Origin of the sequence: Frateuria sp. GZRR35 (assembly GCF_051900415.1) — a bacterium.
Taxonomy (GTDB): Bacteria; Pseudomonadota; Gammaproteobacteria; order Xanthomonadales; family Rhodanobacteraceae; genus Frateuria_A.
In genome coordinates this window covers 215,159-240,792 of sequence record NZ_JBHZGL010000005.1, presented here as the reverse complement: position 1 = coordinate 240,792, position 25,634 = coordinate 215,159, and the positions used below count along the sequence as shown (strand labels likewise).

16 protein-coding genes are annotated in these 25,634 nt (G+C 69.3%); 12 read left to right on the top strand and 4 right to left on the bottom strand.

Translation table 11 applies throughout. The annotated features are described in order from the left end of the window. The first annotated feature begins 13 nt into the window (after positions 1–13). On the top strand, positions 14–532 hold the full coding sequence (locus ACFWZ3_RS08570) for a GNAT family N-acetyltransferase (RefSeq protein WP_439707316.1): 519 nt from the start codon (positions 14–16) through the stop codon (positions 530–532). Between the two features lie 30 nt (positions 533–562). Here ACFWZ3_RS08570 and ACFWZ3_RS08565 read toward each other — a convergent pair whose 3' ends face one another. Both ACFWZ3_RS08565 and ACFWZ3_RS08560 read right to left on the bottom strand, forming a co-directional pair. Then, positions 563–883 carry a DUF6916 family protein gene (locus ACFWZ3_RS08565; protein WP_439707315.1) on the bottom strand — a complete coding sequence of 107 codons (321 nt, stop codon included), beginning with the start codon at positions 881–883 and terminating at the stop codon, positions 563–565. Positions 884–941: 58 nt separating this feature from the next. Beyond that, the gene (locus ACFWZ3_RS08560; protein WP_439707314.1) at positions 942–1,508 is read right to left on the bottom strand and encodes a phage tail protein; all 567 of its coding nucleotides are present in this window, start codon (positions 1,506–1,508) and stop codon (positions 942–944) included. Between the two features lie 393 nt (positions 1,509–1,901). Here ACFWZ3_RS08560 and ACFWZ3_RS08555 point away from each other — a divergent pair, with 393 nt between their 5' ends. Genes ACFWZ3_RS08555 through ACFWZ3_RS08525 form a run of 7 tightly spaced genes read left to right on the top strand, consistent with a single transcriptional unit; the run spans position 1,902 to position 19,098 of the window. Then, positions 1,902–2,759, top strand: coding sequence for a sulfotransferase family protein (locus tag ACFWZ3_RS08555; protein ID WP_439707313.1), 858 nt, complete (start codon positions 1,902–1,904; stop codon positions 2,757–2,759). A 34-nt stretch (positions 2,760–2,793) separates the two neighbouring features. After that, the gene (locus ACFWZ3_RS08550) at positions 2,794–12,255 is read left to right on the top strand and encodes an Ig-like domain-containing protein (RefSeq protein ID WP_439707312.1); all 9,462 of its coding nucleotides are present in this window, start codon (positions 2,794–2,796) and stop codon (positions 12,253–12,255) included. 53 nt (positions 12,256–12,308) lie between these two features. Continuing rightward, complete coding sequence (locus tag ACFWZ3_RS08545; RefSeq protein WP_439707311.1) at positions 12,309–13,808, top strand: TolC family protein; 1,500 nt, start codon at positions 12,309–12,311, stop codon at positions 13,806–13,808. A gap of 59 nt (positions 13,809–13,867) precedes the next feature. Then, positions 13,868–14,641, top strand: a complete 774-nt coding sequence (locus ACFWZ3_RS08540) for an efflux RND transporter periplasmic adaptor subunit (protein WP_439707310.1) — start codon at positions 13,868–13,870, stop codon at positions 14,639–14,641. A 54-nt stretch (positions 14,642–14,695) separates the two neighbouring features. Then, positions 14,696–16,027: an efflux RND transporter periplasmic adaptor subunit gene (locus ACFWZ3_RS08535; protein ID WP_439707309.1), complete on the top strand. Its 1,332-nt coding sequence runs from the start codon at positions 14,696–14,698 to the stop codon at positions 16,025–16,027. Between the two features lie 5 nt (positions 16,028–16,032). Further along, positions 16,033–18,156 carry an HlyD family efflux transporter periplasmic adaptor subunit gene (locus tag ACFWZ3_RS08530; RefSeq protein WP_439707308.1) on the top strand — a complete coding sequence of 708 codons (2,124 nt, stop codon included), beginning with the start codon at positions 16,033–16,035 and terminating at the stop codon, positions 18,154–18,156. A 42-nt stretch (positions 18,157–18,198) separates the two neighbouring features. Then, positions 18,199–19,098, top strand: coding sequence for a DUF72 domain-containing protein (locus tag ACFWZ3_RS08525; protein ID WP_439707307.1), 900 nt, complete (start codon positions 18,199–18,201; stop codon positions 19,096–19,098). A 216-nt stretch (positions 19,099–19,314) separates the two neighbouring features. Here ACFWZ3_RS08525 and treF read toward each other — a convergent pair whose 3' ends face one another. Together treF and ACFWZ3_RS08515 are read right to left on the bottom strand one after the other, a co-directional pair. Beyond that, positions 19,315–20,904 (bottom strand): alpha,alpha-trehalase TreF, encoded by a 1,590-nt coding sequence (gene treF, locus ACFWZ3_RS08520; RefSeq protein WP_439707306.1) that lies wholly within the window; start codon positions 20,902–20,904, stop codon positions 19,315–19,317. After that, positions 20,901–21,668, bottom strand: a complete 768-nt coding sequence (locus ACFWZ3_RS08515) for an SDR family NAD(P)-dependent oxidoreductase (RefSeq protein WP_439707305.1) — start codon at positions 21,666–21,668, stop codon at positions 20,901–20,903. Before ACFWZ3_RS08515 ends, treF begins: the two co-directional genes overlap by 4 nt. Positions 21,669–21,843: 175 nt before the next feature. Here ACFWZ3_RS08515 and ACFWZ3_RS08510 point away from each other — a divergent pair, with 175 nt between their 5' ends. From ACFWZ3_RS08510 to ACFWZ3_RS08495, 4 genes are all read left to right on the top strand, one after another. Next, entirely contained in the window at positions 21,844–22,341 is a 498-nt protein-coding gene (locus tag ACFWZ3_RS08510) for a hypothetical protein (RefSeq protein ID WP_439707304.1), read from the top strand. Positions 22,342–22,388: 47 nt separating this feature from the next. Continuing rightward, positions 22,389–23,447 carry a sensor histidine kinase gene (locus tag ACFWZ3_RS08505; protein ID WP_439707303.1) on the top strand — a complete coding sequence of 353 codons (1,059 nt, stop codon included), beginning with the start codon at positions 22,389–22,391 and terminating at the stop codon, positions 23,445–23,447. Further along, positions 23,444–24,184, top strand: a complete 741-nt coding sequence (locus tag ACFWZ3_RS08500; RefSeq protein WP_439707302.1) for a LytR/AlgR family response regulator transcription factor — start codon at positions 23,444–23,446, stop codon at positions 24,182–24,184. Before ACFWZ3_RS08505 ends, ACFWZ3_RS08500 begins: the two co-directional genes overlap by 4 nt. Positions 24,185–24,284: 100 nt before the next feature. Further along, complete coding sequence (locus tag ACFWZ3_RS08495) at positions 24,285–25,412, top strand: acyltransferase family protein (RefSeq protein WP_439707301.1); 1,128 nt, start codon at positions 24,285–24,287, stop codon at positions 25,410–25,412. Positions 25,413–25,634: the final 222 nt, after the last annotated feature.

The window sequence follows — 25,634 nt, the reverse complement described above, 5'->3', positions numbered from 1 at the left end:
CACGGAAGTCTGCATGCAAGGCAACATGACCCTGGAAAGTACCTCGCTGGGCCTGCGCCCGGCGACGTCGGCGGACGCGCCCTTCCTGGAGCAGCTGTACCGGTCCACACGCCCGGAATTGCAGGCACTGGACGCCGCGAGCGGGGAGGCGCCCTCGGTGGCGGCGCAGCAGTACGCGGTGCTGCAGTCCGGCATCGCCGCCAGTTTTCCCGACGCCATGCATTTTGTCGTCGAACAGGCATCCGGTCGCATCGGAAGCCTGGTCGTCGATTTCGGCGCAAACGAGGTGCGCCTGATTCATCTGTCGCTGTTGCCAGCCGTGCGCGGTCGTGGCTACGGGCGTCAGTTGCTGCAGGGCCTGCAGCAGGCCGCGGCACGCTCGCACGCGCCCCTGGCCGTCACCGTCTGGCGCAGCAATCCCCGTGCACGGGCGTTGTACCTGAGCCTGGGTTTCGTGGTCGAGGAGGCCCATCCGGTGGCCGAGCGGATGGTGTGGTACCCGCCCTCCAGACCGATGGTCGCTGTGCCCTGAGCCGGAACTTCGTGCGGTGCGCCGATCCGCTCAGTTGAACACGACCTGGAAATAAGCGCCGCCGTGGTCGCGCCCCATCGCGGCCAGGCGTTCGACCCAGATCCCCTGCACCAGGCCGCATTCGGGCAGTTCCATCGTGCAGGGGCCACCGGCGAAACCGGTGGGTTCCAATGCCGTCAACGTCACCGTGAACGGCATGCGCCGATCCGCCGGTGCGTGCGGCATGCGTGCCTGCGGGCACGCCTGGACCGAATCCACGCGGGTGGCCAGCGCGCTGCCATCGGGCAGCCCCAGTCGCAAGGTCTGGTGCAGGAGCGGCGTGAAGTGGTCGGCGGCGAGTCGGTCGAGCATGGAGGTGACGCCTGGAAAGGTCGCGGCGGCTCGTGCCGCCGCGACGTGGGCTTCAAGGTCAGGGACGCGGCGGGAAGATGCCCTGCAGCGCGACACAGAAGTTGAGTGCCAGGAACGGGTTCATCTGGGTGAACGGCTGGCTGCCGCCGGCCGCGCCGATCTGCACCGTGCCGTTGACGCCGCCCATGGCCACCGGGTTGGTCATCGCGTCCGACCAGACGGTAGCGCTGCCCGTGCCGCCACCGCTGGCGCCCAGGTAGCTGTTGGTGGCGCTGGGGGCGTTGGCAGGCTGGCTCGCGGTGCCGGCGACCTGCACGCTCACCGGCGTGGCCGTGTGGGTATGCGCCGGCATGTTGGCGGTGGTCAGCGTCATCGCTTCGGTGCCACCGATTTGACCGATTGGACGCGGCGAGAGACCGGCGCCGTTGCCCATGCCCATCGGCATGCGGCCCTGCAGATTCGGCAGCGCGAAGGTCTGCACGCCGTCACCGCCGTAGGTCGTGCCCAGCAGCGCGAACAGCGCGTTGTTCTGCGCAATGGACAGGACCTGGCCGGCGCAGGTCATCCAGCCCGCCGGTGCGAAGTTGAAGCCGAACGGCAGGATCGTCCCGAGAAAAACTTCCATGATTGAATCCCCTGTTGCGTGAGTGGCCGACGGGCGGCCGTTGCGGTGCCCCTTCGACCCGCAGTCCGAGGACCCGAGCAGGTGCATCCCTTCCTGCGTCTCGCGTCCCTGGCATGCGAGCGCAACGGCAAGGTGTTTAACGCATGCGTCGACAAATGGAAAGCGCGGCATCCTTCCGCCACATGTGCGCCGAATGCGGCACGCACGGCCCGGGCTCGCCAAAAAAAGCGAACACGGTCACACTTGCAGGCGATACCACCATCCACATCGTTGCCCTACAGAAATCCACTGGGGTTGCCTGCATGATGGCGGGAAAGACGGGGCGTTCTTCGGACGTTTCCGGGAGGCGGGGTTCAACAGGGCGCGCCACGCGCGGTCAGGGGCGGCAGGGACGTGGGCAAGGTGCATTTCATTTCGGGGTTGCCGCGGTCCGGCTCGACCCTGCTGGCGGCATTGCTGTTGCAGAACCCGCGCTTCCATGCGGGCATGACCAGCCCGGTCGGCACGCTGTTCACCTCCATGCTCGACCAGTTCGGTGCCGGCAGCGAGTTCGGCCCGGTTGTCGATCGCCAGACCCGCCGCCGCCTGCTGCGCGGACTGTTCGAGAACTACTACGCCGACCAGGCCGACAAGGCGGTGGTGTTCGACACCAACCGGCTCTGGAGCGCCCGCCTGCCGGCGTTGGTCGACCTGTTCCCCGAGGCCAGGGTGATCGCCTGCGTGCGCAACGTGGCGTGGGTGATGGACAGCCTGGAGCGCCTCTACCGCGCCAACCCCTATGAGCAGACCAAGCTGTACGGCAACGACGCCGAGCGCAATACGGTCTACAGCCGGCTGGACACGCTGGCGCAGTACAACCGCCTGGTCGGCTTTGCGTGGTCGGCGTTGAAGGAGGCCTACTACGGCGCCCAGGCCGGCTCGTTGCTGGTGGTCGAGTACGAGCTGCTGGCGCAGGCGCCCGAGCGCGTGCTGCGGCTGATCTACGATTTTCTCGGCGAACCCTGGTTCGAGCACGATTTTTGCAACGTGACCTACGACGCGCCGGCGTTCGACGACGCGTTGGGGGTGTCGGGCCTGCATCGGGTGCGGCCGCGGGTGCAGGTCGAACCGCGCCGCACGGTGCTGCCGCCGGACCTTTTCGAGAAGTACGCCCAGCTGTCGTTCTGGCGCAACCAGGAAGGCAGCAGCGCGCACGTGATACGCGTTGCCTCGGACCGGCGGGACGCCGGTGACGCAAACGGACTTACCTAAACGGTCGCTTTCGGACGCGACAGGGGAAAAACACATGGCATGGTTCAAACGCGGCAAGGCCCAGACTCCGGCTGCCGGTACCCCCGTTTTGCCGCCGCGCCGGCCACTGGTGATGGCGCTGGAGCCGCGCGTGATGTTCGACGGCGCGGCCGTCGCCACGGTGGCCGCGTTCCAACCGGAAGCCGCCGCCCATGCGCCGCCCGCCGCGCACGCCGATGCCGACCACGCCCCGGCAATGCATCGCCCGGCCGCCATGTGGGCCGATGACATGGCCCCGCGCGCGTTCCGGTTTGCCGACCACGACGGCGCGGCTCCGTCCGCCCCCCGCAACGTGTTGTTCGTCGACGCACGCATCCAGGACGCCGCCTCCCTCCTCGCCCACGTCCGTCCCGGCACCGAGGTGGTGTACCTGCAGCAGGGCCGCGACGGCCTGGCGCAGATGCGCGACTACCTCGACGCCCATCCGGGGGCCGATTCGGTGCAGATCCTCGCCCACGGCAATGACGGCGACCTGTGGCTGGGCAACACCTACCTGTCGGCCGACAACATCGGCCAGCACGCAAGCGACCTGCAGCAGATCGGCGCCGACATCAAGGCCGGCGGCGACATCCTGATCTATGCCTGCGACACCGCGGCCGGCGACAAGGGCGCATCGTTCGTCACCTCGCTGGCGCAGCTCACCCGCCGCGATATCGCCGCGTCCGACAACCGCACCGGTGCCGGTGCCGACTGGAATCTCGAGATCACCACGGGCCACATCGAGTCGCTACCGGTACTTTCGGCGACCGACCAGGCCCTGTACTCGCACGATCTGTCGACGCTTACCGTCACCACCGCCGCCGACAGCGGCGCCGGTTCGTTGCGGGCCACGATCGCGGCCGCGACCAGCGGCGACACGATCACGTTCGCCAGCAGCATGACGATCAGCCTGTCCACGCATGCGTCGGGCGACTCGCTGCTGGTCATCAACAAGAACCTCACCATCGAGGGTGACATCGACGGCAACGGCACTGCCGACGTGACCCTGGATGGCCAGTACAACGGACGCGTGCTGGACATTACCGCGGGCAGTACGGTCGCTCTGGACGGACTGGTGATCGAGCACGGTCTGCTTTCGGGCGACGGCGCCAGCGCCGCCGCGCTGGATGGCGGCGACGCCTTGGGCGCCGGCATTCGCAACGCAGGCACCCTGACCTTGAAGGACGTGACCATCACCGGCAACCGGGCCGCCGGCGGCGGCGGTGCGTCCTTTACGCCCAGCAACAACGCCAACCACTCGACCGGTGGGGCGACCTATGGCTTCGGCGGTGGCGGTGGTGGCGGCTATGCCGGCATCGGCGGCGGCGATGGCGGTGCGGCGAGCATCACCGGCCCTGGTGGTGCGGCGGCCGCGCTGGGAACCGGGGGAGTGGGCGGTACCGGCGGCCAGTCCTTCGACTACGGCGGCAACGGATACGGCGGCGGCGGCGGATCGACCTCCGGCGGCCTGGGCGCCTACCAGGCCTCGACGCTCGGCGGCGGTAGCGGCGGCACCGCCGGTGGCATCGGCGGCGGCGGCGGCGGCTGGGGCAATACCGGCGGCGCCTCGGGACGCGGCGGCGACGCGGCGGGCGGCATCTTCAACACCGGCACGCTGACCATCCGTCATTCGAACATCAGCAACAACGCCGCAGCGGGCGGCGGCGGCGCCGGTCCGTCCTATAGCACGGGACTCACCTACGCGGCCGGCCGCGGAGGCGTGGCCGCGGGCGGTATCCTCAATCGCGGCAACCTGCAGATCGACACAGCCACGATCGCCTCGTTCAGCGCCAACGCCGCTGCGGGCGGCGAGCGAGGCCAGCTGGGCGGTGCGGATCCTTCGCACCCGGCGGCAACCAGCCAGTCCGACTCGTTCAATGATGCCGGCGGCACCAGTACCACGTTGCCTTCCGCGAGCATCACCAGCGCCACCTACGACGCTGCCACCGGCACCCTGACCGTCACCGGCACCGACATGGCCGCCGGCGACACCATCAGCGCCGGCAAGTTCACGCTCACCGGCCAGGGTGGCAGTACCTATACCCTGACGTCCGGCAACGTAACGGCCGGCAGCGCGACGTCCTTCTCGATCACGCTGAACGCGGCCGACAAGCTGGCCATCAACGGACTGCTCAACAAGAACGGCACCAGCGCGGTCGACGCGACCACGTTCAACCTCTCCGCCGCGGCCAATTGGGATGCCACGGCGAGCGCCTCGGCCGACCTCACCGGCAACGGCGTCACCGTCAGCAACGTCAGCGCGCCGACCGTCACCTCCGCCACCTACGACGCGGCCACCCACGTGCTCACCGTCACCGGCACCCACCTGGTCGCCACGGTCGGCGCGAACAACGACATCGCGGTGTCCAAGCTGACGTTCACCGGCGAAGGCGGCGCGACCTACACGCTGACCTCCTCGAATGTCGAGGTCACCAGCGCCACCTCGTTCGCCGTGACGCTCAACACCGCCGACCGGACAGCGCTCGGGCAGATCCTGAACAAGATCGGCACCAGCTCGACCGGCGGCACCACCTACAACCTGTCGGCGGCAGACGATTGGGACAGCGTCATCGGCAACACCGATACGTCCGACGCCACCGGCAACCCTGTAACGGTCAGCAACGTACCCACGCCGACCATCACCAGTGCCACCTATAACGCGAGCACCGGGTCGCTCGTGGTCACCGGCAGCGGATTCCTCTCGCTGAGCGGCGCGACCAACGACATCGTCGCCAACAAGCTCACCTTCACCGGTGAGGGTGGCCAGACCTATACGCTCACCGACACCGCCGATGTCGACATCACCTCCGCTACCAGCTTTACGCTCTTCCTGAGCGCGACCGACAAGGCCGGCATCAACCTGATCGTCAACAAGATCGGCACCAGCTCCACCGGCGGGACGACCTACAACCTGGCGGCCGCGGAGGATTGGGCTGCCGGCGCCGACGCGGCGGTGCCGGTGGCCGACACCACCGGCAACGGCATCACCGTCAGCAACGTCGCCACGCCAGCGATCACCAGCGCCACCTACGATGCGGCCACCGGCACGGTCGTGGTGACCGGCACCGGCTTCCTGTCGGCGGGCGGCGCGAACAACGACATCATCGCCAACAAGTTCACCTTCGCCGCTCAGGGCCAGACCTACACGCTGACCGACACGGCCAATGTCGACATCACCTCCGGCACCGGCTTCACCCTGGTGTTGAGCGCCACCGACAAGGCGGCCGTGGACGGGATCATCGACAAGAACGGCGCCACTTCGACCGACGGCACGATCTACAACCTGGCCGCCGCGGAGGACTGGGCCGCCGGCGCCGACGCGGCGGTGTCGGTGTCCGATACCACCGGCAACCCCTTCACCGCCAGCAACGTGGACGCTTCGGCCGTGGCCACGACCAGCGGCGGTACCACCGTCTTCGTCGAGGGCACCCCGGTGGCGGTCGACGCCGGCCTGACCCTCAGCGACGTGGACAACGCCACACTGGCCAGCGCCACGGTGACGATCAGCGGCGGCTTCCACGCGGGCCAGGACGTGCTGTCGTTCACCAACGTCGCCGCCACCATGGGCAACATCACGGCCAGTTACAACGCCGGCACCGGCGTGATGACGCTGGCCTCGGCCGGCGGCACCGCCACGCTGGCGCAATGGCAGGCCGCGCTGCGCTCGATTACCTACATCGACACCGCGCAGGATCCGGATGCGGCCACCCGCACGGTCAGCTTCACCGTCAACGACGGTACCCGTGACAGCGCCGCGGCCAGCAAGGCGGTGAGCGTCACCGGCGTCAACGACGCGCCCATGCTGACGACGACCGTCGATGCCTCGCCGCAGTTCACCGAGGGCGGTGCGGCGGTGACGCTGTTCAGCGGCACCACTATCGGCACCGTGGAAGCCGGCCAGAACATCCACGCGCTGACCGTGACCGTGGGCGGCCTCGCCGATGGCGGCTCGGAGATCCTCAACGTCGACGGGACCGCCGTCGCGCTGACCGACGGCAACATCGTCACCACGGCAACCAACGGCTATGCCGTATCCGTGACGCTGTCCGGCGGCACCGCTACCGTCACCATCACCCGGGTCGGCGATTACAGCGCCAGTGCCGCGCAGGCGCTGGTCAACGGCCTGAGCTACCGCAACAACAGCGACAACCCGACGGTCGCCGGGGGCCGCACCATCACCTTGGCCGGCATCCAGGACACCGGCGGCACCGCCAACGGCGGCGTGGACACCGCCTCGCCCGGCATCGGCGGCACCGTGCTCATCCAGGCCATCAACGACGCGCCGGTGGCGACGGCCAGCGGCGGCTCCGCCAGCTTCGTGGCCGGCGACAACGTCAGCGGCACCCCGGTCGTGGTCGATGCCGGCATGACCGTGACCGACGCGGACAACACTTCGCTGGCCGCGGCGACCATCGCCATCACGGGAGGCTTCCACGCGGGCGAGGACGTGCTTGCATTCGTCAACGACGGCGCGACGATGGGCAACATCGCCGCCAGCTACGACGCGTCCACCGGCGTGTTGACGCTGACGTCCTCCGGCGGCACGGCCACGCTGGCGCAGTGGCAGGCGGCGCTGCGTTCGGTGACCTACACCGACACCGCGACCACGCCCGACACGGCCACGCGCACGGTCAGCTTCGCGCTCAGCGACGGCATCGACAGCAGCGCCACCGTCACGCGCGCGGTCACCGTCACCGCCGTCGACCAGACGCCGATCGTCACGACCACCGGCGGCACTACCAACTACGTGGGCGGCACGTCGGCAGTCACGATCGACGGTGGCATTACCGTGTCCGACCTGGACAACGTCACCCAGTCCTCGGCCACGGTCATGATCGGCGCGGGCTTCGCCAGCGGGGACGTGCTCGGGTTCGTCAACAACGGTTTGAGCATGGGCAACATCGCTGGCTCGTACAACGCGGCCACCGGCGTGCTGACGCTGACTTCCTCGGGCGCGACCGCCACCAACGCCCAGTGGGCCGATGCGCTGTCCTCGGTGACCTTCTCCAGCACCAGCACCAGCTACGGCAACCGCACGATCGACTTCGCCACCAGCGACGGCAGCAAGACCAGCGTGGCGGCCATCGACACGGTGGACGTGCTGGGCCCGCCGCAGATCACCACCGACGCAGGTTCGACCGCATTCGTTGCCGGCGACAACACCGCCTCGACGCCGGTGGCGATCGATGCCGGGCTGAGCGTGACCGACGGCGTCAGCACGACGCTGGCCTCGGCCACCATCGCCATCACCGGCAACTTCCACAGCGGCGAGGACGTGCTGTTGTTCACCAACAACGGCTCGACCATGGGCAACATCGTGGCCAGCTACAACGCGGCCACCGGCGTACTCACCATGACCTCGGCCGGCGCCACCGCCACGCTGGCGCAATGGCAGAGCGCACTGGAATCGGTGCGTTACACCGACACCGCGGTCACGCCCAACACCGCCACGCGCACCGTCAGCTTCACCGCGGTCGATGGCGGCGGCATCACCAGCAACACCGCCACACGCACGATCACGGTGACCGCGGTCGACCAGACACCGATCGTCACCACCACCGGTGGCACGACGGATTACGTCTACAGTGCCGCGCCGGTCACGATCGACAGCGGCATCGCCGTGTCGGACCTGGACAACGCCACCCAGTCCTCGGCCACGGTCACGATCGGCGCGGGCTTCGCCAGCGGGGACGTGCTCGGGTTCGTCAACAACGGTTCGAGCATGGGCAACATCGCCGGCTCATACAACGCGGCCACCGGCGTGCTGACGCTCACTTCGTCGGGCGCGACCGCCACCAACGCCCAGTGGGCCAATGCGCTGTCCTCGGTGACCTTCTCCAGCAGCAGCACCAGTTACGGCAATCGCACGATCGACTTCATGGCCAGCGACGGCAGCAAGACGAGCGCGCTGGCCACCGACACGGTCAACCTCATCGGCATACCGAAGGTCACCAACGTCAGCAGCACCGCTCCTGATGGCAGCTACAAGATCGGCGATACCGTCTATCTCACCGTCACCTTCGACCAGGCCGTCGTCGTGGATGGCACGGGCGGCACGCCGACCCTGCAGATGGAGACCGGCGGCATCGACCACGACGCGATCTATGTTTCCGGCTCGGGTAGCAACACCCTGACCTTCGCCTACACCGTGCAGGCCGGCGACGCCAGCGCCGATCTGGACTACGCCTCGAGTGCAGCGCTCGCGCTCGCCGGCGGCACCATCCGCAGCAGCGCGGGCGTGGATGCGGAGCTGACCCTGCCGGCCACGGGCAGCGCCAGTTCGATTGCAGGCCAGCACGCCATCGTGGTGGACGGCATCGCCCCGACCGTGGTTTCGGTGGATGCGCCGGCCAACGGCACCTACGTTGCCGGCCAGAATCTCGACTTCACGGTCAACTACAGCGACGCGGTGACGGTGGATACCAGCGCCGGCACGCCGCGCATTGCCATCACCCTGGACACCGGTGGTACGGTCTACGCCCACTACGTGTCCGGCAGCGGCACCACCGCACTGGTGTTCCGCTACACCGTGCAGGCCGGACAGAACGACGCCGACGGCATCACCCTGGCGAGTGCCGTCGACGACAACGGCGGCACCCTGCGGGACGCTGTCGGCAACGCCGCGTCCGATGCACTAAACAGTGTTGCATCGACGGTGGCCGTGCACGTCGACGCCCTGCCGCCGACGGCCAACATTGCCTTGTCCGACACCGCGCTGGCAGCGGGCGAAACATCGACCGTCACCATCACCTTCAGCGAGGCGGTCAACGGTCTGACCACCGCCGATTTCACCGTGGCGAACGGTGCATTGAGCGGCCTGGCCAGCAGCGACGGCGGCGTGACCTGGACAGCCACCTTCACGCCCGGCGCCAACATCAGCGTCGCCGGCAACTTGATCGTGCTGGACAACACCGGCGTGCAGGACGCGGCTGGTAATGCCGGCCTGGGCACCACGGCTTCTGCCACCTACGCCATCGACACCGCCCGCCCGACGGCGAGTATCTTGGTAGCGGACACGGCGTTGAAGACGGGCGAGACCAGCCAGGTCACGATCACCTTCAGCGAGGCGGTAAGTGGACTGACGACCGCCGATTTCACTGTGTCAAACGGCGCGCTGAGCGGCCTGGCCAGCAGCGACGGCGGCCTCACCTGGACCGCCACGCTGACGCCGACGATCGACGTCGCGAACGCCAGCAACACGATCGTGCTTGACGTCACCGGCCTCATCGACTCGGCAGGCAACACCGGTGCGGGCTCGGTTGCGTCGAACGTCTACGCCATCGATACCGCCCGTCCGACGGCAAGCATCGTGGTGGCCGACACCGCATTGAAGGCAGGGGAGACCAGCCAGGTCACGATCACCTTCAGCGAAGCGGTGAGCGGCTTGACCACGGCCGACTTCACGGTTGCCAACGGCAGCCTGTCCGGCCTGGCCAGCAGCGATGGCGGCGTCACCTGGACTGCCACGCTGACACCCACGGCCGACGTCACGGACGCGAGCAACACGATCACCCTCGCCACTGCCGGTGTCACCGATGCGGCCGGCAACGCCGGTATCGGTTCGGTCGCGTCGAACGTCTACGCCATCGATACCGCCCGTCCGGCGGTGAGCATCGTGGTGGCCGACACCGCGCTGAAGGCGGGCGAAACCAGCCAGGTCACGATCGCTTTCAGCGAGGCAGTGAGCGGGTTGACCACCGCAGACCTCACGGTCGCCAACGGCAGCCTTTCCGGTCTTGCGAGCAGCGATGGCGGCGTCACCTGGACGGCAACGCTTACGCCGACGATCGACACCACGAACGCGAGCAACACGATCACGCTCGATGCGACTGGCGTCATCGATCTAGCCGGCAACACAGGCGCGGGTTCCATTGTCTCGAACAGCTACGCCATCGACACCGCCCGCCCGACGGCGAGTATCTTGGTAGCGGACACGGCGTTGAAGACCGGCGAGACCAGTCAGGTCACGATCACTTTCAGCGAGGCGGTAAGTGGACTGACGACCGCCGATTTCACTGTGGCAAACGGCGCGCTGAGCGGCCTGGCCAGCAGCGACGGCGGCCTCACCTGGACCGCCACGCTGACGCCGACGATCGACGTCGCGAACGCCAGCAACACGATCGTGCTTGACGCCACCGGCCTCATCGATGCGGCAGGCAACACCGGTGTGGGCTCGGTTGCGTCGAACGTCTACGCCATCGATACCGCCCGTCCGACGGCAAGCATCGTGGTGGCCGACACCGCATTGAAGGCAGGCGAGACCAGCCAGGTCACGATCACCTTCAGCGAGGCAGTGAGCGGCTTGACCACGGCCGACTTCACGGTTGCCAACGGCAGCCTGTCCGGCCTGGCCAGCAGCGATGGCGGCGTCACCTGGACTGCCACGCTGACACCCACGGCCGACGTCACGGACGCGAGCAACACGATCACCCTCGCCACCGCCGGTGTGACCGATGCGGCCGGCAACACAGGCGCCCTGTCCGTGGCGTCGAATACCTACGCCGTCGATACGCATGCGCCACAACTGGTGGCCATCGACCGCGCCGATGCCAGCCCCAACAGCGGCCAGCAGGGTCTCGATTACACGGTGACCTTCGACGAGGACGTCAGTGGCCTCGACGTGGCGGATTTCGCGCTGGTCCTGACCGGCAACGCGCGCGCCACCATCGGCTCGGTCACCCGCGTGGACGGCCATACCTACACGGTGCACCTGGTCGACGTGGGCGGCTCCGGCAGCGTCCAGCTCGGGCTGGCCGCGGGCGCCAGCGGCATCGCCGACCTGGCCGGCAATACGCTCGCTGCCGGCGGGCAGGGCGAGGCCTACGTGGTCGGCGGCGTGGCACCGGTGGTGCTGCCCACGACGGCTCCCTCGCCGGCGTTGCCGACCGCCGGCTACAGCCCGGTCGTTTCGTCGCTGGCGCCGATCACGCGCTCCGACCTCTCGACGATCTATTTTGCCGAGGCCGCGCCACCGCGCACCTTCGACCTGCCGTTCGAGACCGGCGGGGTGCTCGATGCACTGGCCACGCTGGTGGCCGGTCACGAAACCGCCCAGGGCGACGCCGCCTGGGCGGACGCGTGGTCCAGTCCGCCGCCGATCGTGGCCGGCAGCGCGTTCCGCGTGCCGCTGCCGGCGGGCGACGTACTGCAGGCGAGCATGGCCGATGGCCGACCGTTGCCGCCGTGGCTGGTGTTCGACCCGGTGGCGGGCACGCTCTCGGGCACGGCGCCGCGCGATTTCATCGGCACCCTGTCGTTGCTGCTGACCGTCCGCGACGGTCAGGGTGATATCCGCGAAGTGCCGGTGCAGCTGTCCGCCGGCAAGGCCGCGCCCGCGCACGCCGAAGGCCGGCCCACCGTATCCCGGCCGGCGCTTGCGGCGCAGTTCGGCCAGCAGCGCCAGGGCGCCGACCATGCGGCGCTGCTGCGCCAGCTGGCGGTCGCCCAGCGCCACGTCCACGCACCGGTACGTCCATGAGCCCGACCCGGCCGCCCCTCAACGTCATTCCTTCCGCTAAGGAGAGCCCCACCTTGTCCTCGACCCTGGTGTTTCCCAAGAAAGCGCTTGCCGCCGCGCTCGGCACCCTGATCCTTGCCGGCTGCGCCATCCATCCGCGTCCACTGACCATGGAGCAGCGCCAGGCCACGCTGGCTGCCGACAGCCAGGCGATGTTCGCCTCGCAGGAGCCGGTGACTGGCCCGATCACCCTGGACGAGGCGATGGCGCGCGCGCTCAAGTACAACCTCGACCATCGCGTGAAAATGATGGAAGAGGCGCTGGCGCAGCGGCAGCTGGACCTGTCCAGCTTCGACCTGCTGCCGCAGCTGACCGCCTCGGCCGGCTACACCACGCGCGACAACGTGCTGGCCTCTTCCTCGCAGGACATCACCACCGGCCAGCAGTCGCTGGTGCCGTCGACCTCCAGCGAGCAGAACGCGCGGCGCGCCGACCTGGGCCTGTCGTGGAACGTGCTGGATTTCGGCGTCAGCTACTACGGCGCACGCCAACAGGCCGACCGCGTGCTGGCCGCACAGCAGCGCCGGCGCAAGGTGGTACAGCTGCTGATGCAGCAGACCCGCGAAGCCTATTGGCAGGCCGCCGGCGCGCAGAAACTCCAGGCACAGATCGAACCCCTGCTGGCGCAGGCGCAGCAGGCGCTGGGCGATTCCCAGGCGATCGAGCAGCAGGGCCTGAAAGACCCGCTGCAGGCGTTGGGCTACCAGCGCGAGCTGCTCAGCCTGGTATTGCAACTGGAAACGATCCGCGACGAACTGGCTCAGGCCAAGCCCAAGCTCGCCTCGATCATGAACCTGGAACCGGGCCGGGCCTTCGAGCTGGCCCCCCCGGCTGATATGACCTCGCCGCAGTTGGCGATCGCGCCGGAAACGATGGAGCAGATGGCTCTGCTCAACCGACCCGAACTGATCGAAGCGAGCTATAACGAACGCATCGGCCTGAACGAGACGCACAAGGCGATGGCCAAGCTGTTGCCGGGCATCGAGCTGTCGGTCGGCGCGCATTACGACAGCAACGACTTCCTGGTCAACAACACCTGGCGCGACGCCGGCCTGCAGGTGAGCTGGAACCTGCTCAACCTGCTCAACGCCAAGCACATCAAGGCGGCCGCCAAGGCGCAGTACGACCTGGCGCGCGAGCAGCGGCTGGCACTGAACATGGCGGTGCTCACCCAGGTGCATGTGGCGTACATCGACTACACCAGCCGCCGGCAGCAGTTCGAATGGACGCAGCAACTGAGCGGCGTGGAGCAGCGCATCCTGGAGCACACCCGCAACGCCACCGCCGCCACCGCGCAGGGCAAGCTGGCCGAGATCCGCGCGGCCACCAGCGCGCTGATGGCGGAGCTGCGCCTGTACCAGAGTTACGCTGCCTGCCAGGGCGCCTACGGCCAGATGCTCGCCACGCTGGGCCTGGACCCGCTGCCTGCCATCGTGTCAGGGCACGACCTGCCGACGCTGGAAAAAGCCATCGAAGCCACCGACCGCCGGTGGAGCGAGGGCGGGGCGCCGTGAAGCTGCATGCACGAACCCACCCGCGGGCCCTGTCCCGCGGTGGGCGGCAGGAGAACGGTTTGGCCCGCAGGCATGCCCCGGCCATCGTCGCCGTGGTCGGGCTGATCGTGCTGGGCTGCGGACTGTCCGGATCGACCTACGCGCAGGACGCCGGCCCGGCCGATGCCACCGGGCGCATCCGCACCCAGCTGGCGGCGCAGCACGACGTGGAAATTTCCAGCGAAGTGGCGGCCAAGATCGCCCGGCTGCCGTTGAACGAGGGCGATGCCTTCGCCAAGGGCGACCTGCTGGTCGCCTTCGACTGCGGCCTGTACCAGGCCCAGCTGGCCAAGGCCCAGGCCACCGCCGCCGCCGCCCAGCGCGAGCAGGAGGTCACCGGCAAGCTCGCCGCGCTGCATTCGGCCGGTGCGCTGGACGTGGCACAGGCGCAGGCGCGCGCGAAGGAAGCGGCGGCCGATGCCGCCTACATGCGCACCACCGTGGGCAAGTGTTCCATCCGCGCGCCGTTCGCCGGCCGCGTCGCCAAGCGCGAGGCGGCCCCGTTCGAGTTCGTCACGCCCGGCAAGCCGCTGCTGGAGATCCTCGATGCCGGCCCGCTGGACGTGAAGCTGATCGTGCCCTCGACCTGGCTCGCCTGGCTCAAGCCCGGGGCGAAGTTCACCGTGCACGTGGACGAACTGGACGCCGACTACCCCGCGCAGGTCGTGCGCCTGGGTGCCAGCATCGACCCGGTCAGCCAGACTGTGGGTGTAAGCGGCCGCATCCTCGGCACGCACCTCGAGCTGTTGCCGGGCATGAGCGGGTGGGCTGCGTTCCCGGGCCATGCGCGTTGATCGCGCCAGCAGCGTTGGCATCAGCCTCATCGCCTTTCCATCACGACTGATCGCATGACCACCGTCAACGCCTCCATCCAGGGCCTGCTCGGCCTGCTCCAGCTGGGCCAGCGCGTGCGCGCGGCGGCCAACGCGGAGGAGCTGGGCTTCATCGCGGTCAACGAGACGCGCGCCGTGCTGGCGTATCGCCAGGCGGCGCTGTGGCTCGATGGCGATGCGCGGCGGGTGGGTGCGCTCTCCGGCGTGCCGCAGGTCGATCCGGGCGCGCCCTATGTGCAGTGGCTGGCGCGGCTGTTCCGGGAACTGGTGCCGCTGCCGGCACCGCGAGTGGTGGATGTCGCCGCGCTGGCGCCGCTGGTGGCCGACGAATGGGGCAGTTGGCTGCCGGCCCATGCGTTGGCCCTGCCACTGGCGCATCCGGGCAGCGGGCCGCAAGGCGTGCTGTTGCTGGCGCGCGAACAGCCCTGGCGCGAGGAGGAGCTGGAGCTGGCCGGCGAACTGGGCGCCGTGCTCGGCCACGGCCTGTTCGCGCTGCGTCCGCGCGAACGCGGGTGGCGGGCGCTGCGCGCGCGGCTGCGCACGCGCCGGCTGTGGTGGAAGATTGCGTTGGGCGTGCTGCTGGTCGGGCTTATCCCCGTGCGCCTCTCGGCGCTGGCGTCGGCCGAGGTCACGCCGGTCGACCCGTTCGTGGTGCGCGCGCCGCTCGATGGCGTGATCGACCGCCTGGCCGTCGCGCCCAATCAGCCGGTGGCGGAGGGCGCGTTGCTGTTCGACCTGGACGCGACCACGCTGCGCGGCCGCTATGCCAGCGCGCGCAAGGCCTACGAGACGGCGCTGGAGGAATACCGCCAGAGTGCCCAGCAGGCGGTCACCGACGACAAGAGCAAGTTGCAGATGGCCGAGCGCCTGGGCGACCTGAAGCAGAAGCAGGTCGACCTGGACTACACCTCCGACCAGCTCGCGCGCGTGCAGGTGAAGGCCGACCGCGCCGGCGTGGCGGTGTTCGCCGACGTCAACGACTGGACCGGAAAGGCGGTCGCGGTGGGCGAGAAGGTCCTGGTGCTGGCCGACCCGGCAAAAGTCGAACTGACCGGCTACCTGCCGGTGGGCGACCAGCTCGCGCTCGCCCCCGGGGCGGACGTGACCTTCTATCCGAAGGCCTCGCCGTTCAGCGCCTACCACGCCATCGTCGACAGCGTGGCCTACAAGGCCGCACCGACCGACGAGGGCATCCTCGCCTATCGAGTCAAGGCGCATTTCACTGACGACGCGACGCCACCGCGATTGGGCCTGATGGGTACGGCGCGGCTGTATGCCGGCCGCGTGCCGCTGGCCTACCTGCTGTTGCGCCGGCCGTTGGCGACGCTGCGCCAGTGGATCGGCTGAGCCCCATGTCGACCGATCGTCCGGGCACGCCATTGCCGCCGCTGCGGCAGGAACTGGCGCTCAACCCGGCGCCGCCCGCGCCGGATGGCTCGCCCTGCTGGACGTTGCACGACCCGGCCACCCATCGCTTCTACCAGTTGGGCTGGGCGGCGTTCGAGATCCTCTCGCACTGGTCGCTGGGTACGGCCGAGGCGGTGGTCGCGGCGGTCAACACGCACACCACCGCGATCGTCACCGTCGAGGACGTGGCCGGGGTGGTGCTGTTCCTGCAGGGCCACCACCTGACCCAGGCCACCGGCGCGCAGGACACCGCGCGCCTGGCCGCCAGCGCCGCGGCGCACCGGCCGGGGCTGGCGATGTGGCTGCTCAAGAACTACCTGTTTCTGCGCGTGCCGCTGGTTCAGCCGATGGCTTTCCTGCGCCGCGCCTATCCGTGGGTGGCCTTCGTCTACCGCCGCGGTTTCTGGTGGCTCACGCTGGCGGCGCTGTTGCTGGGCCTGTACCTGGTGTCGCGCCAGTGGGACAGCTTCGTGCATACCTTCCACGCCTACACCAGTTGGCAGGGATGGTTGGGACTGGCGCTGGCGCTGTCCTTCGCCAAGGTGCTGCACGAGTTTGGCCACGCCTTCACCGCGTATCGCCACGGCTGCCGCGTGCCGACCATGGGTATCGCACTGCTGGTGATGTGGCCGGTGCTGTTCACCGACACCAACGAGGCATGGAAGCTCAGGTCGCGCCGCGCCCGCCTGCAGATCGGCGCCGCCGGCGTGCTGGCCGAACTGATGCTGGCGGCGTGGGCCACGCTGCTGTGGAGCTTCCTGCCGGAGGGGCCGCTACGCGCGGGCGTGTTCATGCTGGCCACCAGTACCTGGGTGGTCACCCTGGCGATCAACGCCAGCCCGTTCACACGCTTCGACGGCTACTACCTGCTCGGCGACTGGCTCAATGTCCCCAACCTGCATGAGCGCACTTTTGCGCTGGGTCGCTGGTGGCTGCGCGAGCGCCTGTTCGGCTACGGTGACCCGCCGCCGGAATCGCTGCCGCGGCGCCTGCATCGGTTCCTGATCGGCTTTGCGTGGATCACCTGGATCTACCGCTTCGTGCTGTTCCTGTCGATCGCGCTGCTGGTGTTCCATGTGTTCTTCCGTGCGCTGGGCATCGTACTGATGGCCGTGGAACTGGGCTTCTTCCTGGCCTGGCCGATGGCCCGCGAGCTGGCGGTATGGTGGCGCCGCCGCGCCGAGCTGCGCTGGAACCGGCAGACGCTGCGCACGGCCATCGCCGGCAGCGTGCTGGTGCTGGCGCTGCTGCTGCCCTGGCAGCGTACCGTGCGTGCGCCGGCGGTACTGGGGCAGGCGCAGGCGCAGGTCGTCTACACGCCGCGCGCGGCGCAACTGCTGACGCTCAAGGTGCGCGACGGTGAGCACGTCCAGGCGGGCGACGTACTCGCGCAGCTGGCCTCGCCGGAGCTGGACTACCAGTTGCGCAGCGCCAGCCAGCAGGCCGCACAACTGGCCTGGCAGGTGCGCCAGCAGCCGTTCGACGCCGACCTGCGGGCGCTTGGGCCGGCATTGCACAAGCGCTGGGATGCGGCCCGCCAGACGGTGGCCGGCTACGAGGCCGAGCGCGCCCGGCTGGTGCTGCGCGCACCGTTCGACGGGCGCGTGGTGGACGTGGCCGCGGGCCTGCAACCGGGCGAGTGGCTCAAGGGCGGCGAAGCGTTGCTGGGCGTGATCGGCGGCAGCGGCGCCAAGGGCGATGCCTTCGTCGGCGAGGAGGCGCTCTCGCGGCTCGCGCCGGGCCAGGCGGCACGGTTCGTCGCCGCGCTGCCGGAACAGCCGGCGGTGCACTGCCGCGTGGCCGGCATCGACCGGCTCAACCTGGCTGCACTGGACGAGCCCTATGTCGCCAGCGTGTACGGCGGCGCGGTCGCCAGCCTGCGCCAGCCGGACGGCACACTGGCGCCGCTGGAGTCCACCTTTCGCGTGCGGCTGGATCATTGCGATGCGGCTCATGCGCTACCGCGCGAACTCTCCGGCCAGGCCGCGATCCACGGCCAGGCGCAAAGCCTGCTCGGCCGTTTCGCGCGGTGGCTGGGCGCGATCGTGCGGCGCGAAATCACCTTCTGACCGCCGCGCGGATCACCGCGCACTCACCCCGCCTGCGCTTGCATGACCGCTTCGGTGGCAAGGAGGGGACGCGTGGCGGCGCTGCGCATCGGCATTTCCGGCTGGCGCTATGCGCCCTGGCGCGGCGTGTTCTATCCGAAGGACCTGCCGCAGCGGGCCGAACTCGAGTACGCCTCGCGCCAGGTCCGCAGCGTCGAGCTCAACGGCTCGTTCTACAGCCTGCAGCGGCCATCGAGCTACGCGTGCTGGAACGCCGACACACCGCGCGGCTTCGTGTTCGCGGTGAAAGGCCCGCGCTTCATCACGCACATCAAGCGCCTGCGCGACTTCGACGGGCCGCTGGCCAATTTCCTCGCCTCCGGGCTGTTCGAGCTGGGCGCCAAACTGGGGCCGATCCTGTGGCAGTGCCCGCCGAACCAGCGCTTCGACGAGGCGCTGTTCGACCACTTCCTCGGCGCGCTGCCCCGCGACACGCTCCAGGCCGCCGCGCTCGCACGCCATCACGACCATCGCCTGAAGCATGGCGCGAGCGTGACGCCCGACCGCAAGCGCCGCCTGCGCCACGCGCTGGAGATCCGCCACGAGAGCTTCATCTGCGAGGAGTTCATCTCGCTGCTGCGCCGGCACAAGGTCGCGCTGGTGGTGGCCGATACCGCCGGGCGCTGGCCCTACCTGGAAGACGTCACGGCCGACTTCGTGTACCTGCGCCTGCATGGCGACGAGAAGCTCTACACCAGCGGCTACAGCGACGAGGCGCTGGAACGCTGGGCCGTGCGCATCCGCGCGTGGTCGCAGGGTGGCGAGCCGGCCGATGCGGTACGCGCCAGCCCGCGGCCGCCGCCGAAGCGTGCCCGCCGCGACGTGTACTGCTACTTCGACAATGACGCCAAGGTGCACGCGCCTTTCGACGCGCAAACGCTGATGCACAAGCTAGGTCTCTGAACGGATAGGATGGGCTTCAGCCCACCAGCAGGCCTGCGGCGGGGCGGCGGTGGGCTCAAGCCCACCCTACGGCGGTCGTGGCTTGTTCGCTGGCGATGAAGACGGCAGCGCACGATCCCTTCGAGGCCACGGCTCTGAGCGACAGGTAGGGCGGGCTTCAGCCCGTCATCGCGCTTGCGGCGGGGCGACGGTGGGCTGAAGCCCACCCTACGTGCACTATGACTTGCTCGCGGCCTTGGCTTCGTTGGCCTCGTTGCCCGGATCCTCGTGCAGCAACCGCCGCGTCACCCCGTTGGTCCAGCCGAAGCCGTCCTGCAGCGGGTACTCGCCGCCACCGCCACCCTCGGCGTCCTCGCCGTCGTGGGTGACCACGTACTTCTCCACCAGCTTGCTCTCCTTCTTGTAGAGCGCGCCCACCGTGCGCAGCCAGCGGCAGGCGATGTCGTCGGCGTCGATGTCGTAGTTGCGCATGCCGCGGATCGCCATCCACTGCAGTGGCGCCCAGCCGTTGGGCTGGTCCCACTGCTGGCCGCTGTCCTGTTCGCTGGTGCCCAGGCCGCCCTCGCGCAACAAGCGGTCGCGCAGCGCCTGGGCGGTGCGTTGGGCCTGCTCGCGGCTGGCCAAGCCGATGAACAGCGGCGCGGCGGTGGCGCTGTTGAGTGCCTCGCGCGGTGCAGCGCGCTCGAAGTCGTAGTCGAGAAAGGCGCCGGCCTGCTCGTTCCACAGCAATCGCTCGATGCCCTGCTTGCGCAGTTCGGCGCGCTGCTGGAACTTCTCCGCCTGCTTGCGCTGGCCCACCGCGTGGTTGAGCAGGCAGATCTGCCGCTCCAGCTTGTACAGGAAGCAGTTGAGGTCCACCGGCAGGATCGAGGTGGTGCGGATGGTCGACAGCTCCGAGCCGTCGCACCAGCGCGAGCTGAAGTCCCAGCCCGAGGCTGCGCCCGCGCGCAGTTCGCGGTACACCTGGTGCGCCGGTCGATCGGACTTGCGCGCGGTGAGCACGTCCTCGCGGTAGGACTCCTCGCGCGGCGTGTCGCGGTCGTCCCAGTAGCGGTTGAGGATGCTGCCGTCGTCCAGGCAGACGCAGTGGCCGCGCGTGTCGCCCGGGCGCATCTCCTCGGCGCCGGCCATCCAGAAGTTGTACTCCTTGCGCAGGCGCGGCAGGTATTCGATCGCCTTGCACACGCCGTTGGATTCGAACAGTTCCACCATCAGCGCGAACACCGGCGGTTGCGAGCGGCTGAGGTAATAGGTGCGGTTGCCGTTGGGCACGTGGCCGTAGGTGTCGATCAGGTAGGCGAAGTTATTCGCCATCGACGCCAAGAGGTCGTGCCGGCCGCTCTCGGCCAGGCCCAGCATGGTGAAGTAGGAGTCCCAGTAGTACAGCTCGGCGAAGCGCCCGCCGGGCACCACGTAGTCGTTGGGCAGCGGCAGGATCGACGCGTTCGGCGGATGCTGGCGCGGGTGGCGGGTGAGCACGTCCCACAGGCTGTCGATGTGCGCCTTGAGCGGTTGCCCCGGCGGTGACTTGTAGTGGCTGGTGTGCACCTGCGGCGGGTCGAAGTTCGCGTGCACGAAACCGGCCAGGTCGAAACCGTCGTCGTCGCATTGCTCGCGGTACTGCTCCAGGATGTCCTCCGGGTCGCCGCGCGGCACGCAGTCGACGAAGGTCTTGCTGTCGGTGAACACGCAGCCCATCTGCACCGCGATGAACAGCTCCTGGTAGCGGTCCGCCGGCGTGAGGGTGTCCGCCTTGGGGACGCTGGCCGCCTTCTCCTCGTTCTGGCGCTTGGTCTGGTCGGTCATTGCTCGGAGTAGTTCCACAGCAGCCCGCCGTCGATGAACAGCGTGCTGCCGGTCATGTAGCTGGCGTCATCGCCGCACAGGAAGGCCACCGCGCCGGCGACCTCCTCGGGCGAGCCGAGTCGTTGCAGCGGGATGTTGCGCTTGAGCGCGGTCATCAGCGCCGGGTCGCTCATCAGGTGCGCGTTGATCGGTGTCTTGATCGCGCCGGGCGCGATGTTGTTGATGGTGATGCCCAGCGGGGCAAGCTCGACCGACAGGTCGCGCATCAGCATCTTCACGCCGCCCTTGCTGGCGCAGTAGCTGGCGAAGTGCGGGAACGGCAGTTCCTCGTGCACCGAGCTGATGTTGACGATGCGCCCGCCGTCGCCGCGATCGCGTACGTGGCGCGCGAACGCCTGGGTGAGGAAGAACACGCCCTTGAGGTTGACGTCCAGCACCAGGTCGTAATCGGCCTCGGTGACGTCGAGGAACCCGGCGCGCCGCTCCACGCCCGCGTTGTTGACCAGGATGTCGACCCGGCCCATCTGCGCCACCGCCTCGGTCATCACCTGTCGGACGGCCTCGACCTGGGCGACGTCGCCCTCGATCAGGCAGGCGCGTGCACCGGTGGCCTGCACCTGCGCGAGGGTCTCGCGGGCGCGGTCGTTGGCGACGCGGTCCTCGATCACCACCGACGCGCCTTCCTGCGCCAGCCGCAGCGCGATCGCGCGGCCAATGCCCTGCGCCGCGCCGGTGACCAGCGCGACCTTGCCTTGCAGCCCCATCGCGGCTCCTTCGGAAGTGGATGAGGTCGCCCACCTTATGCCGGCGGGGGTGAAGATCGCGCTATCGGTCATGGCGGCACCGCTTCGCCGACCACCGGGCACGGTCCGCCGCAGCGCGCTGGCGGCCCGGTCCGCACGTGGGTCCCAATGACGCTCCCACCCACCGGAGCGATGCATGAACAAGCAGCTACTTTCCGTCCTGTTCGCGGGCCTCGCCGGCCTGGCCCTCAACAGCCCGGCCCGCGCCGCCGGACCCGACGAGGCGCAGATCGAACAGCTCATCGAGCGCTTCAAGACCGCGATCGTCGCGCATGACCAGAAGGGTCTGGAAGCTCTGTTCGTCGACCAGGGTGGTTCGTGGTTCGAGGTGCTGGGCGAGGATGCCTTCAGGCAGATCAAGGCGCGCAAGCCGGACCTTTCGCGCGTGCATCCGGACAACTACCGGCATTTCGCCAGCTTCGTGGCGGGCGCCAAGCAGCCGATCGAGGAGAAATTCGAGAACGTGCGCATCCACACCGATGGCGCCGTGGCCGCGGTGTACTTCGACTTTGTGTTCCTGGTCGATGGCAAGCGTAACAACGTCGGCAGCGAAACCTGGCAGCTGGTGCACACCAACGACGGCTGGAAGATCAGCGCGATGGCTTACTCGAGCTACCCGGACCGGGCGCGCTAAAGTGCGTGCGGGGGGCGTCCGGGCCTCCCGCCTCGAGGGGAATCCGCATGCTCCGTTCCAGCGCCGATCCGGTGGTCGCGCCGTTCTGGCTGCCGTGGCTGGCCGGCGTGCCGATGGTCGCGTGCATGACGGTGATGGCGCTGCCGGAGGTGGGCCACGCGCACGCCGTGGCCTTCCGCGTCCTGTACGCGGCGGCCTATCTGCTGTGGACGCTGCCGCTCACCTTCGTGCAGCGCTGGCTGCGCCGGCGCGCGCCATGGCCGCTCGCGGTCTTTGCGCTGCTGGCGCTGACCTACCTGATGTCGCTGGCCAACAACGCGCTGGCCGAGCTGCTGGCGTTGCACTGGCACGCGCTGCCGCGGTTCGACTGGCTGCGCCTGTTCGGCAGCCTGGATGGCTGCTGGCTCGCGCTGATCGCCTTTTGCGCCATCCACGCCGTGGTCGACCACACGCTGGCGCTGCAGGCCGAGCGCGCGCGGGTGCGCGAGGCGCAGGCCGCGGCGCGCGACGCCGAGCTGCGCGCGCTGCGCTACCAGCTCAACCCGCACTTCCTGTTCAACACGCTCAACGCGATCTCCACGCTGGTCGCCGAGCGGCGCAACACGGACGCCAACCGGATGCTCGCGCGGCTGGCCGACCTGCTGCGCGCCACGCTCGAGCGCGGCGAGGCGCACGAGGTGCCGCTGGCCGAGGAACTGGCGCTGACCGGGCATTACCTGGATATCGAGAAGATTCGCCTCGGCGAGCGCCTCGCACTGGAACTGCGCGTCGGGCCCGAGCTGCTGCAGGCCGCGGTGCCGGCCCTGCTGCTGCAGCCGCTGGTGGAGAACGCGATCCGCCACGGCATCGCGCCGCGCGCCGAGGGTGGCCGGGTGCGGTTGCAGGTCGAGCGCGCGGGCGAACGCCTCACGTTGCACCTGTTCAACGACGGCGTGCCGGTGCCGGCGAAAGACGAGCCGCATCCGGCGATCGGCCTGCGCAATGTGCGCGAACGGCTGGCCCGTTTGTATGGCGCGGCACACGCGTTCGACTTCTGCCTGGCGCCCGGCGGCAACTGCCGGGTCGAGATCAGCCTGCCGTTCCGCACCATGGCCGCCCCCGCATGACCCTACGCGTGCTCATCGTCGACGATGAGCCGCTGGCCCGCGGCGGCGTGCGCGCCCGGCTGGCCGGCCATGCCGATGTCACGCTGGTCGGCGAGTGCACGGACGGGCCTTCCGCGCTCGCTGCACTGCAGGCGCAGGCGCCCGACCTGTTGTTCCTGGACGTGCAGATGCCGGGCCTGAGCGGTCTGGACGTGCTCGAAGCGTTGCCGCCGGAGCGACGCCCACTCACCGTGCTGCTCACCGCCTATGAGCAGTTCGCGCTGCGCGCCTTCGAGTTGCGCGCGCTGGACTACCTGCTCAAGCCGATCGACGAGGAGCGCTTCGCCGACGCGCTGGACCGCGCGCGCCAGGCGCTGGCGTGGCAGCGTGGCGACGCGCCGGCGCGCGCATCGCGCCATGCCACGCGGTTCCAGGTGCGCCTTGGCCACCGCGTGCGGCTGGTGCAGGCGGACCAGATCGACTGGATCGAGGCGCAGGGCGACTACGCCGGCCTGCACGTGGGCGAGCAACTGCACCTGTTGCGCGAGCCGCTACAGCGGCTGGCCGGACGGCTGGACCCGGCGCAGTTCATACGCGTCCACCGCTCCGCCATCGTGCGGCTCGATCGCGTGGCCGAAATGCAGGCGCTGTCCAACCGCGACCACCTGTTGCGCCTGCGCGACGGTACGGTGCTGCGCGCCAGCCGCACCTATGTCGATGCGCTGCGTGCGGCACTGCTGGCCAGCGAGGCGTCTTGAACCGGCCTTGCGCAAGCCCGTGTTCTGCCCCGGCGTTGCCCGAACCGCCTCCACGCGGTCCGGCAGACTGCCGTTTCCGTGGCGTAGACAAGGACTCCTGATGCAACGCCTTCCCGGCCTGGACCTGCTGCGCGCGTGGGCCATCGTGTGGGTCATGCTGTTCCACTCCTACGTGGTCGGCGGGCTGGGCGAGCGTTTCGCCTGGCTGGGCAACGACGGCTGGATGGGCGTGGACCTGTTCTTCGTCCTCTCCGGCTACCTGATCGGCTACCCGCTGCTGGCGTCGCTGGCGCGCGGGGAGGCGTTGGCGTGGCCGGCGTTCTACCGGCGCCGCGCATTCCGCATCCTGCCGGCCTTCCTGGCGGTGCTCGCGATGTATCTGGCCTGGCCGGCGCTGCGCGAGGCGCCGGGTCTGGCGCCGGCGTGGCAGTTCCTGAGCTTCACGCTCAACCTGCTGATCGACTACGAACACGACAAGGCGTTCTCGCACGCTTGGTCGTTGTGCGTGGAGGAGCACTTCTACCTGCTGTTCCCGTGGCTGGCCTGGTGGCTGGTGCGACGGCCATCGCTGGGCAAGGCGCTGGCGGTGGGACTGGGCGTGGCCGCCATCGGCATGGCCGTGCGCGGCTACGTGTGGCTGCACGCGATGGGGCCGGTGATCGGGCAGCCAGGGCCGGCGTTCGGCCTGCGCTTCGTCGAGGGCATCTACTACCCGACCTGGGCGCGGCTGGACGGCCTGCTCGCCGGCGTGGCGCTGGCGGCACTGCGCGTGGGCCGGCCTCAAGCCTGGATGCACCTGCAGCGGCATGCGGGAGTGGTGCTCATGGCGGGGCTGGGCCTGTTCGCGCTGGCGTGGTGCCTGTTCCGCGAGCGGCTGGGGTTCTGGCCCTCGGTAGTGGGCTATCCGCTGCTGTCGCTCGCGCTGGCTTTGTGCGTGGGCGCGGCCACCGCGCTGCCCGCGGGCTGGGCGGTGCCGGGGGCGGGTTGGCTGGCGCGGGTTTCCTACAGCCTGTACCTCAGCCACAAGCTGGCGCTGCATGCGGTGGCGACGTGGTGGGTGGGTCCGTGGCAACTGCATGGGCTGAGCGCGTTCGCGCTGTACGCGGTTGGCGTACTGGCGGCCGGTGCGGCGCTGTACTACGCGGTGGAGCGGCCGTTCCTGCGTTGGCGCGAGTGGCTGGATGGGCGCCGGCCGCGCATTACTGCAGACATGCCCGAGGCTGCCTAGCTTGTTGTAGGAGCGCACCCGTGCGCGATCGGGAGGTTCACGGTCGCGCACAGGTGCGCTCCTACAGGGGGCGTGGCGCTCCATTACGCGGTGGAGCGTCCGTTCCCTGCGTGGCGCGAGCGGCTGGAAGGGCGCCGGCCGCATCACCGCGGACATGCCCGAGGCGCCTGGCTTGTTGTAGGAGCGCACCTGTGCGCGACCGGGATGTTCACGGTCGCGCAC

Excerpts from the sequence above, each read along its gene's own strand:
- ACFWZ3_RS08515 (WP_439707305.1), bottom strand. The coding sequence starts at position 21,668 with ATGGGGCTGCAAGGCAAGGTCGCGCTGGTCACCGGCGCGGCGCAGGGC.
- ACFWZ3_RS08505 (WP_439707303.1), top strand. The coding sequence starts at position 22,389 with ATGCTCCGTTCCAGCGCCGATCCGGTGGTCGCGCCGTTCTGGCTGCCG.
- ACFWZ3_RS08525 (WP_439707307.1), top strand. The coding sequence starts at position 18,199 with ATGACCGCTTCGGTGGCAAGGAGGGGACGCGTGGCGGCGCTGCGCATC.
- ACFWZ3_RS08550 (WP_439707312.1), top strand. The coding sequence starts at position 2,794 with ATGGCATGGTTCAAACGCGGCAAGGCCCAGACTCCGGCTGCCGGTACC.
- ACFWZ3_RS08495 (WP_439707301.1), top strand. The coding sequence starts at position 24,285 with ATGCAACGCCTTCCCGGCCTGGACCTGCTGCGCGCGTGGGCCATCGTG.
- ACFWZ3_RS08535 (WP_439707309.1), top strand. The coding sequence starts at position 14,696 with ATGACCACCGTCAACGCCTCCATCCAGGGCCTGCTCGGCCTGCTCCAG.
- ACFWZ3_RS08510 (WP_439707304.1), top strand. The coding sequence starts at position 21,844 with ATGAACAAGCAGCTACTTTCCGTCCTGTTCGCGGGCCTCGCCGGCCTG.
- ACFWZ3_RS08560 (WP_439707314.1), bottom strand. The coding sequence starts at position 1,508 with ATGGAAGTTTTTCTCGGGACGATCCTGCCGTTCGGCTTCAACTTCGCA.
- ACFWZ3_RS08565 (WP_439707315.1), bottom strand. The coding sequence starts at position 883 with ATGCTCGACCGACTCGCCGCCGACCACTTCACGCCGCTCCTGCACCAG.
- ACFWZ3_RS08530 (WP_439707308.1), top strand. The coding sequence starts at position 16,033 with ATGTCGACCGATCGTCCGGGCACGCCATTGCCGCCGCTGCGGCAGGAA.
- ACFWZ3_RS08500 (WP_439707302.1), top strand. The coding sequence starts at position 23,444 with ATGACCCTACGCGTGCTCATCGTCGACGATGAGCCGCTGGCCCGCGGC.
- ACFWZ3_RS08570 (WP_439707316.1), top strand. The coding sequence starts at position 14 with ATGCAAGGCAACATGACCCTGGAAAGTACCTCGCTGGGCCTGCGCCCG.
- treF (WP_439707306.1), bottom strand. The coding sequence starts at position 20,904 with ATGACCGACCAGACCAAGCGCCAGAACGAGGAGAAGGCGGCCAGCGTC.